General features: G+C 44.5%; 12 protein-coding genes and 2 pseudogenes. 10 read left to right on the top strand and 4 right to left on the bottom strand.

Annotated elements, in window-relative coordinates; translation table 11 throughout:
- Positions 1-102 (top strand): annotated as a pseudogene (locus tag BCT34_RS02325) (IS30 family transposase); the annotation flags it as partial.
- A 68-nt stretch (positions 103-170) separates the two neighbouring features.
- Here the strand turns inward: BCT34_RS02325 and BCT34_RS02320 are convergent.
- The gene (locus BCT34_RS02320) at positions 171-1055 is read right to left on the bottom strand and encodes a LysR family transcriptional regulator (RefSeq protein ID WP_076655021.1); all 885 of its coding nucleotides are present in this window, start codon (positions 1053-1055) and stop codon (positions 171-173) included.
- A 132-nt stretch (positions 1056-1187) separates the two neighbouring features.
- Between BCT34_RS02320 and BCT34_RS02315 the strand changes: the two genes are divergently transcribed.
- Both BCT34_RS02315 and BCT34_RS02310 read left to right on the top strand, forming a co-directional pair.
- Entirely contained in the window at positions 1188-2198 is a 1011-nt protein-coding gene (locus BCT34_RS02315) for an aldo/keto reductase (RefSeq protein ID WP_076655018.1), read from the top strand.
- 10 nt (positions 2199-2208) lie between these two features.
- Positions 2209-2601 (top strand): heme-binding protein, encoded by a 393-nt coding sequence (locus BCT34_RS02310; RefSeq protein WP_076655015.1) that lies wholly within the window; start codon positions 2209-2211, stop codon positions 2599-2601.
- A gap of 594 nt (positions 2602-3195) precedes the next feature.
- On the opposite strand, the gene BCT34_RS02305 is transcribed toward BCT34_RS02310, so the two are convergent.
- Positions 3196-4233, bottom strand: coding sequence for an AI-2E family transporter (locus BCT34_RS02305; RefSeq protein WP_076655012.1), 1038 nt, complete (start codon positions 4231-4233; stop codon positions 3196-3198).
- Positions 4234-4421: 188 nt separating this feature from the next.
- On the opposite strand from BCT34_RS02305, the gene BCT34_RS02300 reads away from it, so the two are divergent.
- The 5 genes from BCT34_RS02300 to BCT34_RS02280 are packed head-to-tail and all read left to right on the top strand — an operon-like array spanning position 4422 to position 12279.
- Positions 4422-5858, top strand: coding sequence for an efflux transporter outer membrane subunit (locus BCT34_RS02300; RefSeq protein ID WP_076655010.1), 1437 nt, complete (start codon positions 4422-4424; stop codon positions 5856-5858).
- On the top strand, positions 5858-7051 hold the full coding sequence (locus BCT34_RS02295; protein WP_076655007.1) for an efflux RND transporter periplasmic adaptor subunit: 1194 nt from the start codon (positions 5858-5860) through the stop codon (positions 7049-7051). Before BCT34_RS02300 ends, BCT34_RS02295 begins: the two co-directional genes overlap by 1 nt.
- A gap of 5 nt (positions 7052-7056) precedes the next feature.
- Positions 7057-10164 carry an efflux RND transporter permease subunit gene (locus BCT34_RS02290; protein ID WP_076655004.1) on the top strand — a complete coding sequence of 1036 codons (3108 nt, stop codon included), beginning with the start codon at positions 7057-7059 and terminating at the stop codon, positions 10162-10164.
- Positions 10157-10870, top strand: a complete 714-nt coding sequence (locus tag BCT34_RS02285) for a response regulator (protein ID WP_076655002.1) — start codon at positions 10157-10159, stop codon at positions 10868-10870. The genes BCT34_RS02290 and BCT34_RS02285 overlap by 8 nt, the downstream gene beginning before the upstream one ends.
- Entirely contained in the window at positions 10870-12279 is a 1410-nt protein-coding gene (locus tag BCT34_RS02280) for a HAMP domain-containing histidine kinase (protein ID WP_076655000.1), read from the top strand. The genes BCT34_RS02285 and BCT34_RS02280 overlap by 1 nt, the downstream gene beginning before the upstream one ends.
- Before the next feature lie 483 nt (positions 12280-12762).
- Here BCT34_RS02280 and BCT34_RS02275 read toward each other — a convergent pair whose 3' ends face one another.
- Positions 12763-14136 carry an L-cystine transporter gene (locus tag BCT34_RS02275; RefSeq protein ID WP_076654997.1) on the bottom strand — a complete coding sequence of 458 codons (1374 nt, stop codon included), beginning with the start codon at positions 14134-14136 and terminating at the stop codon, positions 12763-12765.
- Positions 14137-14321: 185 nt separating this feature from the next.
- Positions 14322-15017: an NAD-dependent epimerase/dehydratase family protein gene (locus BCT34_RS02270; protein ID WP_076654994.1), complete on the bottom strand. Its 696-nt coding sequence runs from the start codon at positions 15015-15017 to the stop codon at positions 14322-14324.
- Between the two features lie 735 nt (positions 15018-15752).
- Here BCT34_RS02270 and BCT34_RS02265 point away from each other — a divergent pair.
- Both BCT34_RS02265 and BCT34_RS02260 read left to right on the top strand, forming a co-directional pair.
- Complete coding sequence (locus tag BCT34_RS02265) at positions 15753-16364, top strand: flavin reductase family protein (RefSeq protein WP_076654991.1); 612 nt, start codon at positions 15753-15755, stop codon at positions 16362-16364.
- A gap of 43 nt (positions 16365-16407) precedes the next feature.
- Positions 16408-17013 (top strand): annotated as a pseudogene (locus BCT34_RS02260) (nicotinate-nucleotide--dimethylbenzimidazole phosphoribosyltransferase); the annotation flags it as partial.
- Positions 17014-17036: the final 23 nt, after the last annotated feature.

The raw sequence follows: 17036 nt of genomic DNA, 5'->3' as shown, positions 1-17036 counted from the left end.
GATATTGAATTCGCTGTATCACGGATAAATTATCGACCGAAAAAGTGTTTAGGCTTCAAGCAACCAGCGATTGTCTTTAAAGAAATGGCGTTGGCTGCTTGATATTGGAGAGTGTCGCACTTCGCAGTTGAATTCGGGAATTACTTACCTTAAATCACTAACCCATCATTTTATCGACTTAAACTCTTAAAGTAATCCTGAACAAATTTAACGAACACTTGGTGTTTCTTTGCAGGATAAATAACCTGCGGATAGAAGAGGTAAATACTGTTGCCTTGTTGTAGGCATTCATCAGGCAGCACTCGTTCTAATTCTCCAAGTTCAACCTCCTTCGCGACGTAATAACTTGCGATTCGAATGATGCCACTGCCTGCCATGGCTTGTTGTTTGAGTAGGTGGTTGTCATTACTTGACAGCCAGCCGGACACGTCAATATTTGCCGATTTTAAAGGCCATTCGGTTTGGTGCAGCGTTGCTAAGCATTGATGATCATTTAAGTCACTTACATTGGTTGGGCGACCAAATTGATTAAGGTAACTGGGAGTCGCGACTAAATCATGCTGATAGCTAATTAAGTGTTTCGCTACCATGTTGTCAGGTGGCGTATTGGTGGCACGAAACGCAATATCAATATCATCTTGGTTGAGGTTAAAGTTGGTGTAACTGCTGTTTATCTCGAAACGAATTTCTGGATATTGCTGTCTAAACCGTTGGCAGATATCGAATAGATATACCTCAGTAAACATCTTGGGTGCGGTGAGGCGTAATAAACCTTGTACGACGTCGTGTTGCTCTGAAACGCTGCGCTCGAGCTGCAATACTTGCGAACGTATCGTTAAACCTTGCTGCAGCGCACGTTCGCCTTCTTGGGTTAAACGAACACTGCGCGTAGTTCTAACCAAAAGCGGGCACTGCAAATCATTCTCTAAACGCTTGATTTGCTCAGAAAGATAACTCTTTGAGATGCCTAGCTTTTCGGCTGCCTTGGTAAAGTTAAGTTGCTGAGCAAGTTCTACAAACAGGATCAGTCGTTCTATTCTTTTGTGTTCGTTCATTCGCGCGTTCCTACTAATCTATTGTTCGTCATATCAAACAATTATTTCGTAACTAGCATATTCTGTTTTTTAAAAAGAACAATATGATAGAAGCATATTTCTGGTCAGCCAATCATCTAAGAGAGAATCGATATGACGAACAGCATTGAATCTACAAACAAAATGAATGATAAAAAGAGTATCCTATTATCAAATTATCTGCCGAATGTTGGGCAAGTTGCTTACGGCTGCATGGGGCTTGGAGGCGGTTGGAACGACAATCCGGTAACGACCGCTGATGTAGCACAAACACGAAGTGTCATCGACACAGCACTGGAGTCGGGAATCAACCTGTTTGACCATGCTGATATTTATACCTTCAGCAAAGCTGAGCAAGCCTTTGGTCAAGCGTTACAACAAGCTCCAGCGTTACGTGATCAGATGTTCATTCAATCCAAGTGTGGGATTCGTTTTGAAGGTGAGGGCAATGTTGGTCGTTATGATTTCTCGGCTGATTGGGTAAGCCAATCGGTAGACGGTATTCTCAACCGATTGAATACTGAAAAGCTCGATGTGCTGTTATTGCATCGCCCTGATCCCTTGGTGGAACTCGATGAGTTGGCAATAACGTTAGAGCACTTAAAAGCGCAAGGTAAGGTCGATTTCTTCGGTGTGTCCAATATGAACAGTCACCAAATCCAGTATCTACAATCTGCACTTGGACAGCCCATTGTTGCAAACCAAGTTGAGATGAGCTTAGCCAAGCTGGATTGGTTAAACGACGGGGTGATGATTAACTCGCAAGGGCACCATCAATCAGACTTCGCCGCAGGCACGTTAGAACATTGCCAAATGAATAACATTCAACTGCAAGCTTGGGGCTGTTTGGCGCAAGGCCGTTTTGCAGAGCAAGGCTTGTATTCAGAACATGACAATGTGAAAAAGACGGCGCACTACGTGGCTAAGTTAGCAAATCAGTATGGCGTAGAAAGTGAAGCGATTGTGTTGGCGTTTTTACTTCGTCATCCAGCCGGTATTCAACCTGTAATCGGTACGACTAATCTAGATCGAATCAAGGCGTCTGCGGTTTCGACTCAGATAAAGCTGTCTCGTGAAGAGTGGTACAACTTATACGTGTACTCACGTGGTCACGCGTTACCATAGGGGATTGAACATGTTGAATCAAAAGACCGCACAACAATTGGTGTCTAACGCTCTCGATATTGCAAAAAGTAATCAACAAGCAATCGCAGTGAGCGTGTGTGATACGCACGGTGAGTTACTGGCGTTTATTCGTATGGACAACGTTAGCGTGCAAGCGGGCTTGTTGGCTCAAAACAAAGCTTATACCTCTGCTAGAGACAGGCAGCCAAGTGGTAACCTAGGTGCATGGGCAAGAGAAACCGGAAAAGATTTAAATTACTGGACCGATTCAAAGATCACTGGCTTCAAAGGCGGTGTTCCCATCGATTTAAATGGGCAGGTGATTGGCGCTATAGGTATCAGCGGGTTGAGTGAAGACGACGATGAAGCACTTGCTTTGAAAGTGATTCAACTTGTGCTTTAAGCGCTGTTGCTGTCGAAGTCGCTCAAGATAGAAATAACAGGCAATAAAAAACCGATGCATGTGCATAGGCTGATAAGTTATGGGGGATCTGAGTTTGACTTAGAACCCTTTTTTTCTTTTAATTTCAATGCCTTACCCTTAGGTAGAAACGCCTGATATCGTGGGGTGATAAGAAATAAATCAATAATTACAATAGCTTATATATTAAACTTGAATTTTATAGTTGCAAATAATTCATCCAGTCAGTCTGAATGCAGTCTTTCGGCTTTGATTCCTCGATATGACTCGAACTGACAGGTTACTCTAAACCGTTTTTGTCCAGAACTTTCACAGTTGGCACATTTCACAGTTGGCATTTCGTAACTCAGAAGCACCCCTTTGCGTGTTAAAGTAAATACTCATATATACTCTGTTAATACTGGCTATCCTTAATAGTATTAATCCGAGATAAGATCACCGAACTGTATCGAGATTATGATTTATCTATTAATTTCAACGTCTTGGGCTTAAAGATAAACGAAGTTGACCGTAAGACTGCATTCAGGATTCGCTAAGTTTGAATGCACTCAGTCATTCACTTTAACTATCTTATATTCACCCCATAATCTCTGAAATATGTTGATAGTTGCTAGATCTCTCAAAACAGATCTTCACCGCCATCGTGAGTGGAACGGAAAGAATCAGCCCAACTGGTCCTAATAACCAGCCCCAGAATAGCAATGACAAGAAAACGATAAGTGGCGATAACCCTAGCTTACTTCCTAGCAATTTCGGTTCGGCAAAGTTACCAACGACAAAGTTGATACCAAAATATAGCGATACGATCACTAGAGTTTCGTTAATCCCTGTTTGCAGTAACGCACATACTGTAAGTGGTACAGCGGCCAATAGTGGGCCAATATTCGGGATGAAATTAAGTAAGAACACCAGTACAGCCATAAGGACGTAATACTCAACTCCAAAGCCCCATAAGATCCCACCGACTAGTACCGCTTTACCCAAGCTAATCGCGGATTTCGCAATCAAGTAGCGGTTCATTGAGTGCACAAACTTATCAATACTGATTACCATTTTTTCTGAGCGCATATGACGGTGCAGTTTGCGGTGAAAAACCGGCGCTTCTATCACAATAAATCCTGTCGTGACCAAGATAATCATCAAGTTACTCATGGTATTGCCAGCTTTGGAGGCCACATGGAGCATAGACTGTTCCGTTGTGGCAAATAAAGACTCAATGTTCAGCAAGCTTAGGTCTATAGGTAAACCCGCACGGTTGGCGTAAAGGTTTATGCTGCTCAAGATTTCTTGCAAGCTTGCTTGGTAATGGTCGATATTCATCAAAATGTCACTGATTGAACTCCCTAACACACCACCTAATGTGCCAATACTAGCCAAGAACAACAGTGTAACAAGCAGAGAGGCTGCAATATGTGGCACTTTTGCACGCCTAACCAAAGTAATCACTGGGTAGATTGCGAACGCGATAAAAACCGACACAAGCAGCGGAGCAAGTACCCCATCAAAGAACTTCACTGTCGTTAATACGATGGTTATTGCTGCAATATTGATCCATGTTAGGGGCTGTGGATTCATATTGATGTTGTGTGATTGGCTAGGCTGACTCAAAGGCATGGGGTTACTCTGTGATTAAAATGAGTCAATATCGTGGCACAAATTTGAGTAAAAAAACGGCTTTGATACAAACCTCGACAATTTAGCGAAATTGATACAATTTGCGACAAACTGGTGATTGCTTGGCAAAAAATATCAGTACTTGAGCCGTATAGTGGCGTCACTGTTTATCAATGAGCCCACCACCTATGCAGCGTTCATCTTTTTTTATTGCGAGTTTAAGTACGATATTGGCAGGCTGTGCCTCTAAGTCGATGCCTACGGATTCTACGGCTGTTTTGCCCCTGTCACTTCCTCAGCAAATTACTGCGACGACAACTCAAAATAGTCATACTGGCGCTAGCCACAGTGAAATGGCTGCAAAGTGGTGGACGTCACTTAATGATCCTCAGTTGAATCATTTAATCTCCCAAGCGCTAAGCAACAACTTTAGCTTTCAGGCGGCAATCAACCGCTTACAACAGTCGGCTAGCAAAGCGACACAGGCAGGGGCGATCTCATCACCCACACTTGACGCCACCTTTGATGCTGAACGCACGATGCAATCTTCTGATTCTAAGAGCGCATTCCAATTTGGTGTGATGGCGAGCTATGAGATCGATTTATGGTCTCGCTTATCGGCAACCCAACAAGCCGCAGAATTTGACTACCTTGCCAGCCAACAAGAACTGGATGTTGCAGCCATTACATTGAGCTCGGAGATTGCGCTTAGCTGGTATCAAGCCGTCACCCTGAATGCGTTGTTCGAGTTGTACTCACAACAACTATCCGTACTTGATAAACAGCTAGAGATGCTAATGCTCCATCATCAATATGGACAAAGCAATATTGAAGATATCTGGCAACAACAGCAGCTACAGCAAGCGCAAAAAGCGAAGTTACTGGCGGCTAATCGTGAATTAAAGGTGATTGAGCAGCAGCTCAAGGTACTGACTGGGGATCTCTCTTTCGCGCTAACAGACTTACCACCTTTATCAACGTTGCCAATGATGCCAAATGTGGGTGTTCCTGCGCAGTTACTTAAGCAAAGACCCGATCTAAAACAAGCGTGGTACACAGTGCAAAGTCAGCAACAAAATGTTGTGGTGGCTGAGGCTGATCGTTACCCACAAATTCAAATTACCGCTTCACTGCTTTCAAGTTCAGCCAATATTTCTGATTTGATGAGTGATTGGGTGAGCAAGCTCGCTGGCTCGCTTTTAGTTCCGATTCTGGATGGTGGCGCGCGAGAAGCAGCGATTGAGGAACAACAAGCCGTCTTGAATGAAAGCTTGAATACCTACACCCAAAAAGTTATTGAATCTATCAGTGAAGTTGAAACCGCGTTAACCCAAGAGCAGGGCGAACATGATCAGTTGAGTAACATTGAACAGCGCTTAGATCTGGCTTCAAAAACGGCGCAAATCAAGCAGCTTCGTTATCAAAATGGCAGCGTGGACTTTCTGCAAGTGCTCACCGCGCAACAATCCGAGCTCGATTTACAACAGAGTCAAGTTGAGAGCCAAGGTAACTTGTTTGCTTTGCGTGTTGCTCTGCACCGTTCAATTGCGGGGAATCTCAATACATTTGAGTCAAACAAAACAGACAACCAAACCATCCAATCAATAGAACAGGATATGGACTAATGAAAATCACCACACCCACTCTTAAAAAAGTCGTTGCACCTATTCTTGTTCTTTCACTTGCTGGTGGTAGTGCATGGCATTTGATGGCATCGACGCCAAAAAGTCAGCGCGCAAAACCTGTGAAAGTTGAGCGATTGGTGGATACCTACCTTGTTGAAAAAAACAGAGTCAATATTGAGCTAAATGCATTAGCAACGGTGAGTGCCGATAAGATGATTTCGATATACCCAGAGGTTAGTGGTCAAGTCGTTGCAATCAAACCTAACCTTGTCGCAGGAAGTCAAATTACGCATAACGAAAACTTAATTGAGTTAGATAACTCAGAGTACTTGATCACGCGCCAAGAAATGAAAGCCGCGGTGGTTGAAGCCCAGTCGGAGCTAAAACTCGAACTTGGTCGTCAGAGCATTGCTAAGAAAGAGTACCAACTAACAGGTCATAAATTGACAGAGAATGAACGCGCTTTGGTGATGCGTTTACCGCAACTTGAGGCAGCCAAAGCCAACGTAAATCGTGCGAAAGCCAACCTTGCCAAAGCGGAGTTAGATCTGGCTCGCACCCAAATTCGAGCACCGTTTTCTGGGCAAGTGATGAAAAGCAATGTCCATATCGGCAGCCGAGTGTCAACCAGCAGTGACTTACTTCAACTCGTCTCTACTGACCGTTTTCTGTTAACCGTTGAACTGCCAGAAACTGGCGCGCAGTGGCTTGAATATGCCAATCAAAATGGCAAAGGCAGTTCAGTATCAATTACAAGCTCACACTGGAATGGTCAAACTCGCCATGGAGAAGTGCTCTCGATTGCACCAAACATGGATAGCCAGTCTCGCATGATTTCTGTGGTGGTTGCGATTGCTGATCCATTGGCACTGTTAGCTGAAAACCAAGGCAAACCACGTGTAATGATCAATGATTTGCTTGATGTCACCCTGAAGGGAAAGGCACTAGATAACGTGAGTGTGCTGCCAGATGAACTGATGCGAAGTGATAACCAAGTTTGGATCATGAATCAAGATGACAAGCTTGAAATACGTAGCGTAACCCCAGTGTTTAGAAATGCCACCTTTGCCTATATTGGTGACGAACTAAAAGTCGGTGAGCGAGTCGTGAGCTCTTATCTCGGCTCTCCTGTATCAGGAATGCCACTGAGAACCGCGATGAAAACTATCCAAAATCCCCAACAAGAGAACTAAGTCTGATGAGAAGCCCTATTGCATGGATGGCCAAAGATAAGGTCACGCCAAACCTACTGATGTTAATGCTTATCCTCGGTGGTTTGTTGGTGAGCTGGAACATCAAAAAAGAGATCACTCCGGCATTTGACCTAGATGAAGTGATCGTTGATGTGGAATATTCAGGTGCCGCACCAGATGAAATTGATTTGAGCGTTGTGCTACCTATCGAGAATGCGATCCGCAGTTTAGAAGGGATTGATGAGCTGACGTCAACATCAAAGTCAGGCAAAGCGTCTGTCTCAATGACGGTGATCGATGGCTTTGATGTCAATTACTTACTGCAAGAGGTAGAACAAGCGATCAACCGCTTATCGACTCTGCCTCAAGAAGCGGAAAAACCGCGCGTTTACATTAAGAGTCGCAAAAAAGATGTGATGGAGATTGTCGTGCATGGCAATGTCGATAAAAAAGCGCTTCACACATTGACGGAAGATGTGCGCCAACGCTTATTACAAGAGTCGGGCATTACTCAAATCGATCTTGAGCAAGACTTAGATCATGAGATTCAAGTCAATGTTGATCATCAACAACTACAGAAGCTTAACTTAACGTTAAACGACATCTCAAACGCCATCAAAACACACGCGTTTGATCTTGGTGCTGGTGAGATTGAAACCGTATCAGGTGATATTAGCGTGCGAGTGCATGGACGTTTAGAGATAGCACAAGACTTTGATGCAATTCCGGTAAAAACCACCCAAAACGGTAGCACAGTACGGTTAGGCTCGGTAGCAAAAATTGAAGATGGGCTGAATGATGACGGTCACCAGATGCGTTATAACGGTGAGCCTGCATCAGGGTTAACGGTATATCGAGTAGGCCAGCAAACGCCAGTTGGGGTTTCTCAAGCAGTACGAGACGTATTGCCTGAAATCGAAATAAATCTGCCTCCATATGTCAGCATCGTGATTGCCGATGATGACTCAGTTAATTATTACAATCAGATGAGCATCCTACTCAAAAACGCGTTTTTAGGCTTGGTGCTTGTGTTGGTGATGCTGAGTATTTTCTTGGAATATCGCCTCGCATTTTGGGTAACGATGGGCATTCCAACTTCGTTCCTTGGCGCTATGTTACTGCTGCCGGGTATGGATGTTTCGATCAACACCGTATCCATGTTCGCCTTCATTATTGCCTTAGGTATTGTGGTCGATGACTCAATCATTGCGGGTGAAAATATCTATCACCGACGACAGCAAGGGATGAGCTTTATGAAAGCGGCGATCCTTGGTGCGAAAGACGTTGCCGTACCTCTGACCTTTAGCATTTTAACCAACATGGTTGCGTTTTTACCGATCCTGACGCTACCGGGGCAAATTGGCAAACTTCAAGCGGCAACACCTTTAGTCGTGATCAGTGTCTTTGCCATCTCATGGATAGAGGCACTGTTTATTCTGCCTGCTCATTTAGGTCGAATGAAAGACAAACCAAAAGGAAAAATCGGTCAGAAACTCGATAGCTGGCAGGGTTCGGTGGATAGACAACTGCAACATTTCATCCACCAAATGTACAAGCCAGCCCTGCAATCGGTGATTAATCGTAAGTATCTATCACTTTCTGTGGCGATTGCTGTGATGGTGTTAGTCGGTGCATGGCTAGCCAGTGGTCGTTTAGGTTTTTACCTTATGCCTCGTTTTGAAGTGAATGGGGTACGTGTAGTGGCAACCATGCCTTATGGAACCGCAGAGTCACGCATGGAAGAGGTTGCGAAGTTATTAGAGCAGAGTGCTGAACGTATCGTTGAACAAAATGGTGGTGAGGAGTTTGCAACGGGGTTAACCACGTCAATAAAAGGCACGACAATGAGAGTCTCGCTTTACTTAGGCGACCCAAGCCTGCGTTCACTCAGCACTAGAGACATCGCAAAATTATGGCGCGCAGAAAACAGTGATATTACTGGTGTAGAAAGTATGCGCTACACCACATCTGGCGGTGGCCCCGGTGGCGGCGCGGCATTAACGGTGCAAATGAATCACTCAAATACCCAAATCTTACGTGAAGCGAGTGAACTATTAACTTCTGAGTTGCACGCTTTTTCGGGTGTAAGTGAAATTTCGAGCAGCTTTTCGAGTGGTAACAGCCAGTTAGATGTCAGCATTAATTCGGTTGGTTTGGCAATGGGGTTTACTGCGGATGATATTTCACAGCAATTAAGACACGCCTTTTTTGGTGTCACCGCGCTGAAACAACAACAAGGTATCCATGAGGTTGCGGTGAAAGTTCAACTTGATGAGACGTATCGCCAGAGTGAGTTGGATTTATACAATTTGATGGTTCAGATACCGAATGGTCAGTATGTTCCGCTTTCTCGTGTGGCTAATGTCGCACACAGTGTTGCGCCGTCTGAAGTGACTCGCCGTGATGGACGACGCTCCGTTGAGGTGACCGCCGATGTCACAGACCGAAGTAAAACACCACAGCTAGTGGCATCATTACAACAAGGAATTTTCACTGAACTTGAGCATCGCTACCCAAGCTTAAAAATCAGTTTAGGTGGTCAACAAAAAAATGCCGCGAATAGTATGAGTGCTCTTAGTAAATCAAGCTTGCTTGCGTTGATTGTGATTTATGCGCTGTTAGCCATACCGTTTCAAAGCTACACCCAGCCACTGCTTGTTATGGCGGCGATTCCATTTAGTGTCGTGGGCGCGATTCTAGGGCATATGATCCTTGGTCACCCGCTGAGCATCATCAGTATTTTAGGAGTGATTGCACTCTGTGGTGTAGTGGTGAACGACAGCTTGATGTTGATTACCACTTATAACCGCAATCGAGCGGATGGAGAAACCTGGCGAGAAGCAATAGTCAACGCGGCAACGAGACGCTTCAGACCGATTTTTCTCACTACCGCGACTACGTTTTGTGGATTGGCACCGATGATTTTCGAAACATCGAAAGAGGGACAACTGATGATCCCAATGGCAATTTCGCTTGGGTTTGGCATTTTGTTTGCGACAGTGATTACCCTTGTCATCATTCCTTGTATGCTAGGGGTTGGACAAGACATAAAGCAGTGGTTATCGCCAACATCAACAGGCGCGATAACAAACCAAAGAGTGTGCAATGAATAAACAGATACTGGTGGTCGATGATCACGACGATATTCGAACCTTATTGGGGCGTTACCTCTCTCAGCATGGCTTCACCGTTGTTGAAGCCAATGGCGGTGATGAAATGCGAGCGGCGATTGCCAAGCAAAAGTTTGACTTGGTGATCCTCGATATCATGATGCCCGGTGATGACGGTTTAACCCTGTGTAAAGAGCTGCAAGAGAAACAGAGCACGCCTTTTATCTTCTTAACCGCCATGAGTGAAGATGCAGATACTGTGGTTGGCTTGGAGTTAGGGGCAGATGATTACCTGACTAAACCGTTTAGCCCTCGGGTGCTGTTGGCTCGTGTGAAAGCGGTACTGAGACGAGTAGAAAAAAGTGCCGATGTTGAACCGCCAAAGCAGCAGAGCTCCATGATTAAGTTCTCCGGCTGGCAGGTTGATATTCATCAACACCAGTTAACCCGAGATGATGGCTTGCTGGTAGCGTTAAGTGCGGCAGAATTTCGTTTGTTAAAGGCGTTCTTAGCCCATGAGAGACAGGTTCTTAACCGTGATCAGCTCATGGACTTAACCAAAGGCGCGGAAGCAAACCCATTTGATCGTAGCATTGATAACCAAATCAGTCGCTTACGTAAGAAAATAGAATCAGATCCGAAGAACCCAACGTTAATTAAAACCGTTTGGGGCGGCGGATACATGTTTACCGAGAAGGTCGAGTCTTAATGTTAAACCCTGCTAAAAATCTTGTCCTAAATTTAATCAGCCGCCTTACCCAGAAGGTGGGCCGCAGCCTATTTTCTCAAATGCTGCTTGCGGTGCTCTGTGTGCTGTTGCTCGCCCAAATCGTTACGTTTGGCATCTTGAGCATGATCTACAGTGGCGCGATTTCCGAAGTAAACGAAAGCCAGCAGATTGAAAAGTTTGTCACGGTAGTAGAAAAACTTGAGCAAGTAGAAGGAGGGCAAGATTATGGCTCACTTCTTAATCCCTTTAATAATGATTATGCTCGCTATAGTATTCAGAAGCGCATGGATTTAAGTCATGTGACCATGAATGAGTCTGAACAAGCGGTGGTCAACAACATTACCGCTGCGCTTGGTCAAAACTATCAAGGCCGAGTGTGGGTCAAGCAAGAGCGCCAGCCTCTGTTGTTAATGTCTGGTGCACCCCAAAACTCTGATGAGCGCAACGATAAGGCATTAACAGAATTAAGAGTTGCTGTGCATCTACAAAACGATCGCTGGCTACAACTCAATGCCACTTCTTCAACACTAAGTGCGATTGCCATAAAGCAGGGGGTGACCTTTTTTGCCCTTGCGACACTACTGGCACTGGTTTGCATTGCGGTGATGATAAAAAAAATCACCAAGCCACTACAGCTCTTGTCTCAGGCATCTCAACAGTTAGGGCGAGGTGAAGTGGTTGAGCCTATCGCAGAACACGGCGCAAAGGACATTACCGAGACGATTCGCGCCTTTAACCAAATGAACCAACGAGTGCAACGCTTTGGTGAAGACAGAGCGAGATTACTGGCCGCGCTATCTCATGACTTACGTACCCCTATCACCAGTATGCTGCTGCGTGTGGAAATGATGCCAGACAGTGATGACCGTGATGCGCTACTAAAAACACTCGAAGAGATGCAGTTGATGTCGGAGTCGACGCTCTCGTTCATGAAGCAGTCCTCAGACACCGAAGCGACACAGCCCGTTGAAGTGAATGCCTTTTTAGGCAGCTTGTGTGAAGACCTAGTTGAGGTCGGCTACTCGATTGAATTTAAGGAATCTGACTCTGCGACACTACTATGCCGCCCAGTAAGCCTTAAGCGTGCGTTAAGAAACCTGATTGAAAACGGCGCTAAGTATGGTGCTCATGCTGAGGTTTCATTATCGATACCAGATCAACGTTTACTGATTATCGAGATTCAAGACAGTGGTGACGGCATACCAGAGGAGCAGTTTGAGCAAGTATTCGAACCGTTTTATCGTATAGAAACCTCACGCAACCGAGAAACAGGTGGAACAGGTTTGGGGATGGCGATAGCTCGAAACATTATCCGCAGCCATGGTGGCAATGTTGAGTTAAGCAATCAACAAGCAGGGTTGTTGGTGCGGGTTGAGTTGCCGACATAAGCCTATCTCGGTAGGGGTCATAACTATAGGTTTAAGCTAAAGTTGCGAATGTAGTTGCTACGTAAATTTTATAACTAGACTAGAGGTCTTGTGATACAAAAAAGTAATCCATTAAATCCTAATTTAGGAAAGGCGCTGACACGTTTTTGTCCAATTGTGAGTTACGTTACCAGCAGGTCAAATGTACGGTCTAGTGGTGACTAGCCAGTGATCTCAGTATCAATGACTACAACTCTATCCTTAAACCCAACTATTTATCAATCATTCTGATAATGATTGATATATTTTCTCGATCATCAAGTAAATTATTGTTTTTAAAGGTTTATTTAACATCATCCTACGGTTTTAGGTAAATAGCTAAACCTTTAACTTATTGAATTTAAAATATAAAAAAGAGGATATGAGTATAACTCAGATCCCCCATAACTTATCAGCCTAGCATGTGCATCGGTTTTTTTATTTGCAGAGCTGTTCGATTCAGAATTAAGCGTTAGCTTGTTCCAGATCTTGTTGCTTGTCTTTCTTACCCAGTAGGCGACTTGTGATTGTACCGGCTGTCATCGCACCAGATACGTTAAGCGCCGTACGAGCCATATCGATAAGTGGTTCGATAGAGATAAGCAGTGCTGCAATCGTTACTGGTAGCCCCATCGCTGGAAGTACGATAAGTGCCGCGAACGTTGCACCGCCACCTACGCCAGCAATACCGAATGAGCTCACTGTGATAATAGCAATCAGAGACAGAATGAAGTTGATGTCCATTGGGTCGATGCCGACTGTAGGCGCAACCATTACTGCTAGCATTGCAGGGTAGATACCCGCACAACCGTTTTGACCAATCGTCGCACCAAAAGAGGCAGATAGGTTAGCAATTGCTGGTGGCACGTTTAGCTTAGTGATTTGCGCTTCAACGTTCAGTGGAATCGTTGCTGCAGAACTACGCGAAGTGAATGCGAATGTCAGTACTGGCCAGATTTTTTGGAAGTATTCTTTTGGGTTTACGCCGACAAAAGAAACCAACACACCGTGTACAACGAACATCAATAGAATCGCAACGTAAGACGCTACGATGAAACCTAGTAGGCTTAAGATGTCAGAAGCGCTCGATGTTGCCACTACTTTCGCCATTAACGCCGCGATGCCGTATGGCGTGAGTGCCATGATCATCTTAACTAAGCGCATTACGATAGATTGAGCTGCTTCAACGAAGGTACGAATTGGTGATTCCAACTCTTCTTTTTCTGCCATCACTTTACGAGCAGCGATACCCGTTAGCACACCAAAGATAACCACCGCGATGATAGAGGTAGAGCGAGCGCCTGTCAGATCTGCAAATGGGTTGGTTGGGATGAAGCTGACTAGCATTTGTGGAATGGTTAGGTCTGAAACGCTGCCGATGCGGCTTTCTAGTGTTGCGATACGTGCAGTTTCGCGAGCGCCTTCTGTTAACCCCTCAGCAGATAAACCGAATGCTTGAGTAACCACAATACCAACAATCGCTGAAATCGCGGTTGTTGCTAGTAGTACAGAAATTGTGATGCCCGAAATCTTGCCTAGTGAACCGCCTTTTTCAAGCTTCACTACCGCTGCAATCATTGAAACCAATACCAATGGCATGATCACCATTTTTAGGAGTCCAACATAACCACGGCCAACAATGTTTACCCATTCAAGCGTCTCTTTGATGATCGGATTGCCTTCACCAAATAACAGCTGTAGACCAAGACCAAAAGCACTACCGAAAACTAAACCTAATAGAACTAAGCGCGATAACGTGTTTTCTTTTTTCTGCTGTCCGTAGAGAAAAAAGAGGATACCAGTGAATACCGCTAAGGCAGCGATAGCTGAAAATGACATTTTTTTTCCTTATGAATTTCTTTGAATCGATAGGGCGCTTAGATATATGGGCGCAAATACTGTTAGCTACAGTAGCGACCTGTTACAAAACGTAAAATAAGGAAAAGTAATTTAATAGAACGATTAGTAATATCCACTCAATAGGATGAGTGGATATTCAACATTGTGATGAATAGGTGAGCTTTTTAGCGATATTTTGCCAATAAATTGAGCATGTCGCTTGACGAGTAAATTTCGATATTTTGGAAATTATTTTCGAATAATCGGAACAACATGGCTTTGGCTACATCCTCTGACTGAATAGGGCGCAGGTTTTTGAGTTTGCCAAACATAAATGGAGATAGCAGAGGAAAGACACTTTGCAGGAGTTTTTCATCGGTTCTCGGTTCATCTCGCTCACCAACCAATGGTCCGGGGCGGGCAATGAAAAGCTGTTTGAAGCCAATACGTTTTAAGTTTTGCTCCATTTGCCCTTTGCAACGAAGGTAGTGCGAATAGGAATCTGGAGAAGCGCCATAGCTAGAAACGACTGCGACACGTTGAACCCCAAGAAACTTCATCGACTGCGCCACTTGGCTAACCAGTTCCACATCAATCTTGCGGAGTGCTTCTTTTGATCCGGCCTTTTTCTTGGTCGTACCTAAGCAGATAACACCAAGATTAGGCGTCGCATTCGTGTCATCCCAACTGGTAACTTGAAGATCGCTGTGAATAAGAGTGTGTAGTTTGTGGGAGTCAAACTGTGAATCTAATGCTCTGCGAGATAGGGCATAGATATGATCAACGGCTGCTTCATCGATGAGCAACTTCATCACATGATGGCCAATTAGGCCGGTTGCACCAGCCACCACAACCGATGTTTTGTCTCCAGAAATGCTCATTTTAATCCCTTATTCATCTCACAAGTGCTTGTTTAATATAAACAGTGTTTGAATTTTAGGCGAATAAAAGTTTGTTAAACGAGTGTCCAGCACTGTGTGGAGTGACCGGTTTATGGAAAAAGAGCTGATGTCGTTTGGTCTGAAACATAAGCGCAGTGCGAAACGCAAGTAAAGTGATAAACATAACAAAGCCCGCTGGGCGACGGGCTTCGTTACTTTTCTTGCTACTTACTAGGCGAAGGATAGTGGGATTTTCCTTACCTTTTTGCTAGCTTTCTTACTTGATTTATTTGGTTTTCTTTTACTTGAGTTTGGAATCATTACACCTCCTAAATCTTAGTTTTATTTTTACTTCTAGTCGTCGACTGTTTGTTGCTAAGTGAGGGCAATCACTTTGTTACTTACTGAACTAACTTTACGTCTTACTAAACTTACTGTGTTTCCAACTTAACAATGGAGAGAGATTGAAAAGTGGTTTGCTTAACTCACTAAAGGAGAGGTTAGCGAGTTACTTTCTATAAAGCATAATCGATGCCAAAACGTAAGTTATTGATTTTTTGGTTTTGGCGGTGTTCGAAACCAAAGCATGTTGTCTTTTTGATTCTCAATTTGAGAAAAGTGGTCTTAAACTGCTTAAATTAAGAACACTCTCCGCAGTTTCTACCATATAGCCATAGATACAGCCTTGCTTAACACGTAAACTGAGTCGTAATTCACATAGACCAAGGACGTGCTATGAACCTCAAGCTTGATACTCTCGCTCCCACTCAGATTTATCACCTGATGACACAAACCGTCGTTCCTCGCCCTATTGCGTGGGCATTGACGGAATCTTCTGAACAAGAGTACAACCTAGCGCCTTTCTCTTATTTCACGCCTGTTTCCAGCAATCCGCCGCTACTGATGTTGTCGGTTGGGAAAAAGCCATCGGGCGAAATCAAAGATACCACTCGTAACGCCCTTGAAACGGGTAAGTTGGTGATTCACATTGCTTCGTCCAGTTCCGCCGAAGTGATGACAGCGACAGCGGCAACACTCGATCACGGCGATTCTGAAGTAACCGCGAATAACATTGAGCTGGTTGAATTTGAAGGCTTCTCTTTACCCAGAGTGAAAGAGTGCGCGGTCGCTTTTGGCTGCACACTGTACGAAGTAAAAGAAGTCGGAGAGGTGCCACAAAGCCTCATCTTTGCTCAAGTCGAAACCGTATACATCTCTGAAGATGTGATCGATAAAGAGAGTGAACGTCTTAAGGTTGATGCGTTGGCTCTGGATCCTTTATCTCGACTTGGTGGCGGTGAATACGCGACGCTTTCCAATGTGTTCTCTGTCGCTCGTCCTAAATAGCAGCACCTAAATCAACATACCCAGAATAAGCGTTTTAAAAACTATGTTAGATACCCAATACTCGCAGTACATCCAACACCGAATTGACCAAAAAACCAAGCCACTCGGTGCGCTTGGCTTACTAGAAAAAGTCGCACATCAACTGGCATTGATTCAGAGCCAAGGCAAAGAAACAGCGGTTGAATTCATCGAATTGAATAAACCAAGTATCATCATTTTTGCTGGCGACCATGGCATTGCAGATGAAGGTGTGAGTATTGCTCCAAGTGCCGTGACGCAACAGATGGTGTTGAACTTCTTAAGCGGTGGCGCGGCAATCAATTGCTTCTGTGCGGTGAATAACATCGATATCACGGTAGTCGACACAGGGATATTGCTACCTGTGGAATCTGACAACGGCATGTTGATTTCTCTGCGTTTGGGTACACGAACCAATAACTTTGCTAACGAAGCGGCAATGAGTTTAGAAACGGTTGAACGTGGGATTGAACTGGGCACTGAGCTTGTAACTAGAACCATTTCGAATGGCACGAATATCATCATGTTTGGTGAAATGGGTATCGGCAATACCAGCAGCGCGTCTGCGATCTTAAGTGCATTATCGAATCGTGCGGCAGCAGAGTGTGTTGGACTAGGAACAGGTATTAACGATGAACTGTAGTGGCATAGTGA

The sequence above is a fragment of the Vibrio sp. 10N.261.45.E2 genome, assembly GCF_002875705.1.
Classification (GTDB): Bacteria; Pseudomonadota; Gammaproteobacteria; order Enterobacterales; family Vibrionaceae; genus Vibrio.
Note: the sequence above shows the minus strand (reverse complement) of the source record. Positions and strands in the feature narration are given on the sequence as shown.

What these genes read in the sequence shown, in the direction of transcription:
- BCT34_RS02320 (WP_076655021.1), bottom strand. Translation starts at nt 1,055, where the DNA reads ATGAACGAACACAAAAGAATAGAACGACTGATCCTGTTTGTAGAACTT.
- BCT34_RS02315 (WP_076655018.1), top strand. Translation starts at nt 1,188, where the DNA reads ATGACGAACAGCATTGAATCTACAAACAAAATGAATGATAAAAAGAGT.
- BCT34_RS02310 (WP_076655015.1), top strand. Translation starts at nt 2,209, where the DNA reads ATGTTGAATCAAAAGACCGCACAACAATTGGTGTCTAACGCTCTCGAT.
- BCT34_RS02305 (WP_076655012.1), bottom strand. Translation starts at nt 4,233, where the DNA reads ATGCCTTTGAGTCAGCCTAGCCAATCACACAACATCAATATGAATCCA.
- BCT34_RS02300 (WP_076655010.1), top strand. Translation starts at nt 4,422, where the DNA reads ATGCAGCGTTCATCTTTTTTTATTGCGAGTTTAAGTACGATATTGGCA.
- BCT34_RS02295 (WP_076655007.1), top strand. Translation starts at nt 5,858, where the DNA reads ATGAAAATCACCACACCCACTCTTAAAAAAGTCGTTGCACCTATTCTT.
- BCT34_RS02290 (WP_076655004.1), top strand. Translation starts at nt 7,057, where the DNA reads ATGAGAAGCCCTATTGCATGGATGGCCAAAGATAAGGTCACGCCAAAC.
- BCT34_RS02285 (WP_076655002.1), top strand. Translation starts at nt 10,157, where the DNA reads ATGAATAAACAGATACTGGTGGTCGATGATCACGACGATATTCGAACC.
- BCT34_RS02280 (WP_076655000.1), top strand. Translation starts at nt 10,870, where the DNA reads ATGTTAAACCCTGCTAAAAATCTTGTCCTAAATTTAATCAGCCGCCTT.
- BCT34_RS02275 (WP_076654997.1), bottom strand. Translation starts at nt 14,136, where the DNA reads ATGTCATTTTCAGCTATCGCTGCCTTAGCGGTATTCACTGGTATCCTC.
- BCT34_RS02270 (WP_076654994.1), bottom strand. Translation starts at nt 15,017, where the DNA reads ATGAGCATTTCTGGAGACAAAACATCGGTTGTGGTGGCTGGTGCAACC.
- BCT34_RS02265 (WP_076654991.1), top strand. Translation starts at nt 15,753, where the DNA reads ATGAACCTCAAGCTTGATACTCTCGCTCCCACTCAGATTTATCACCTG.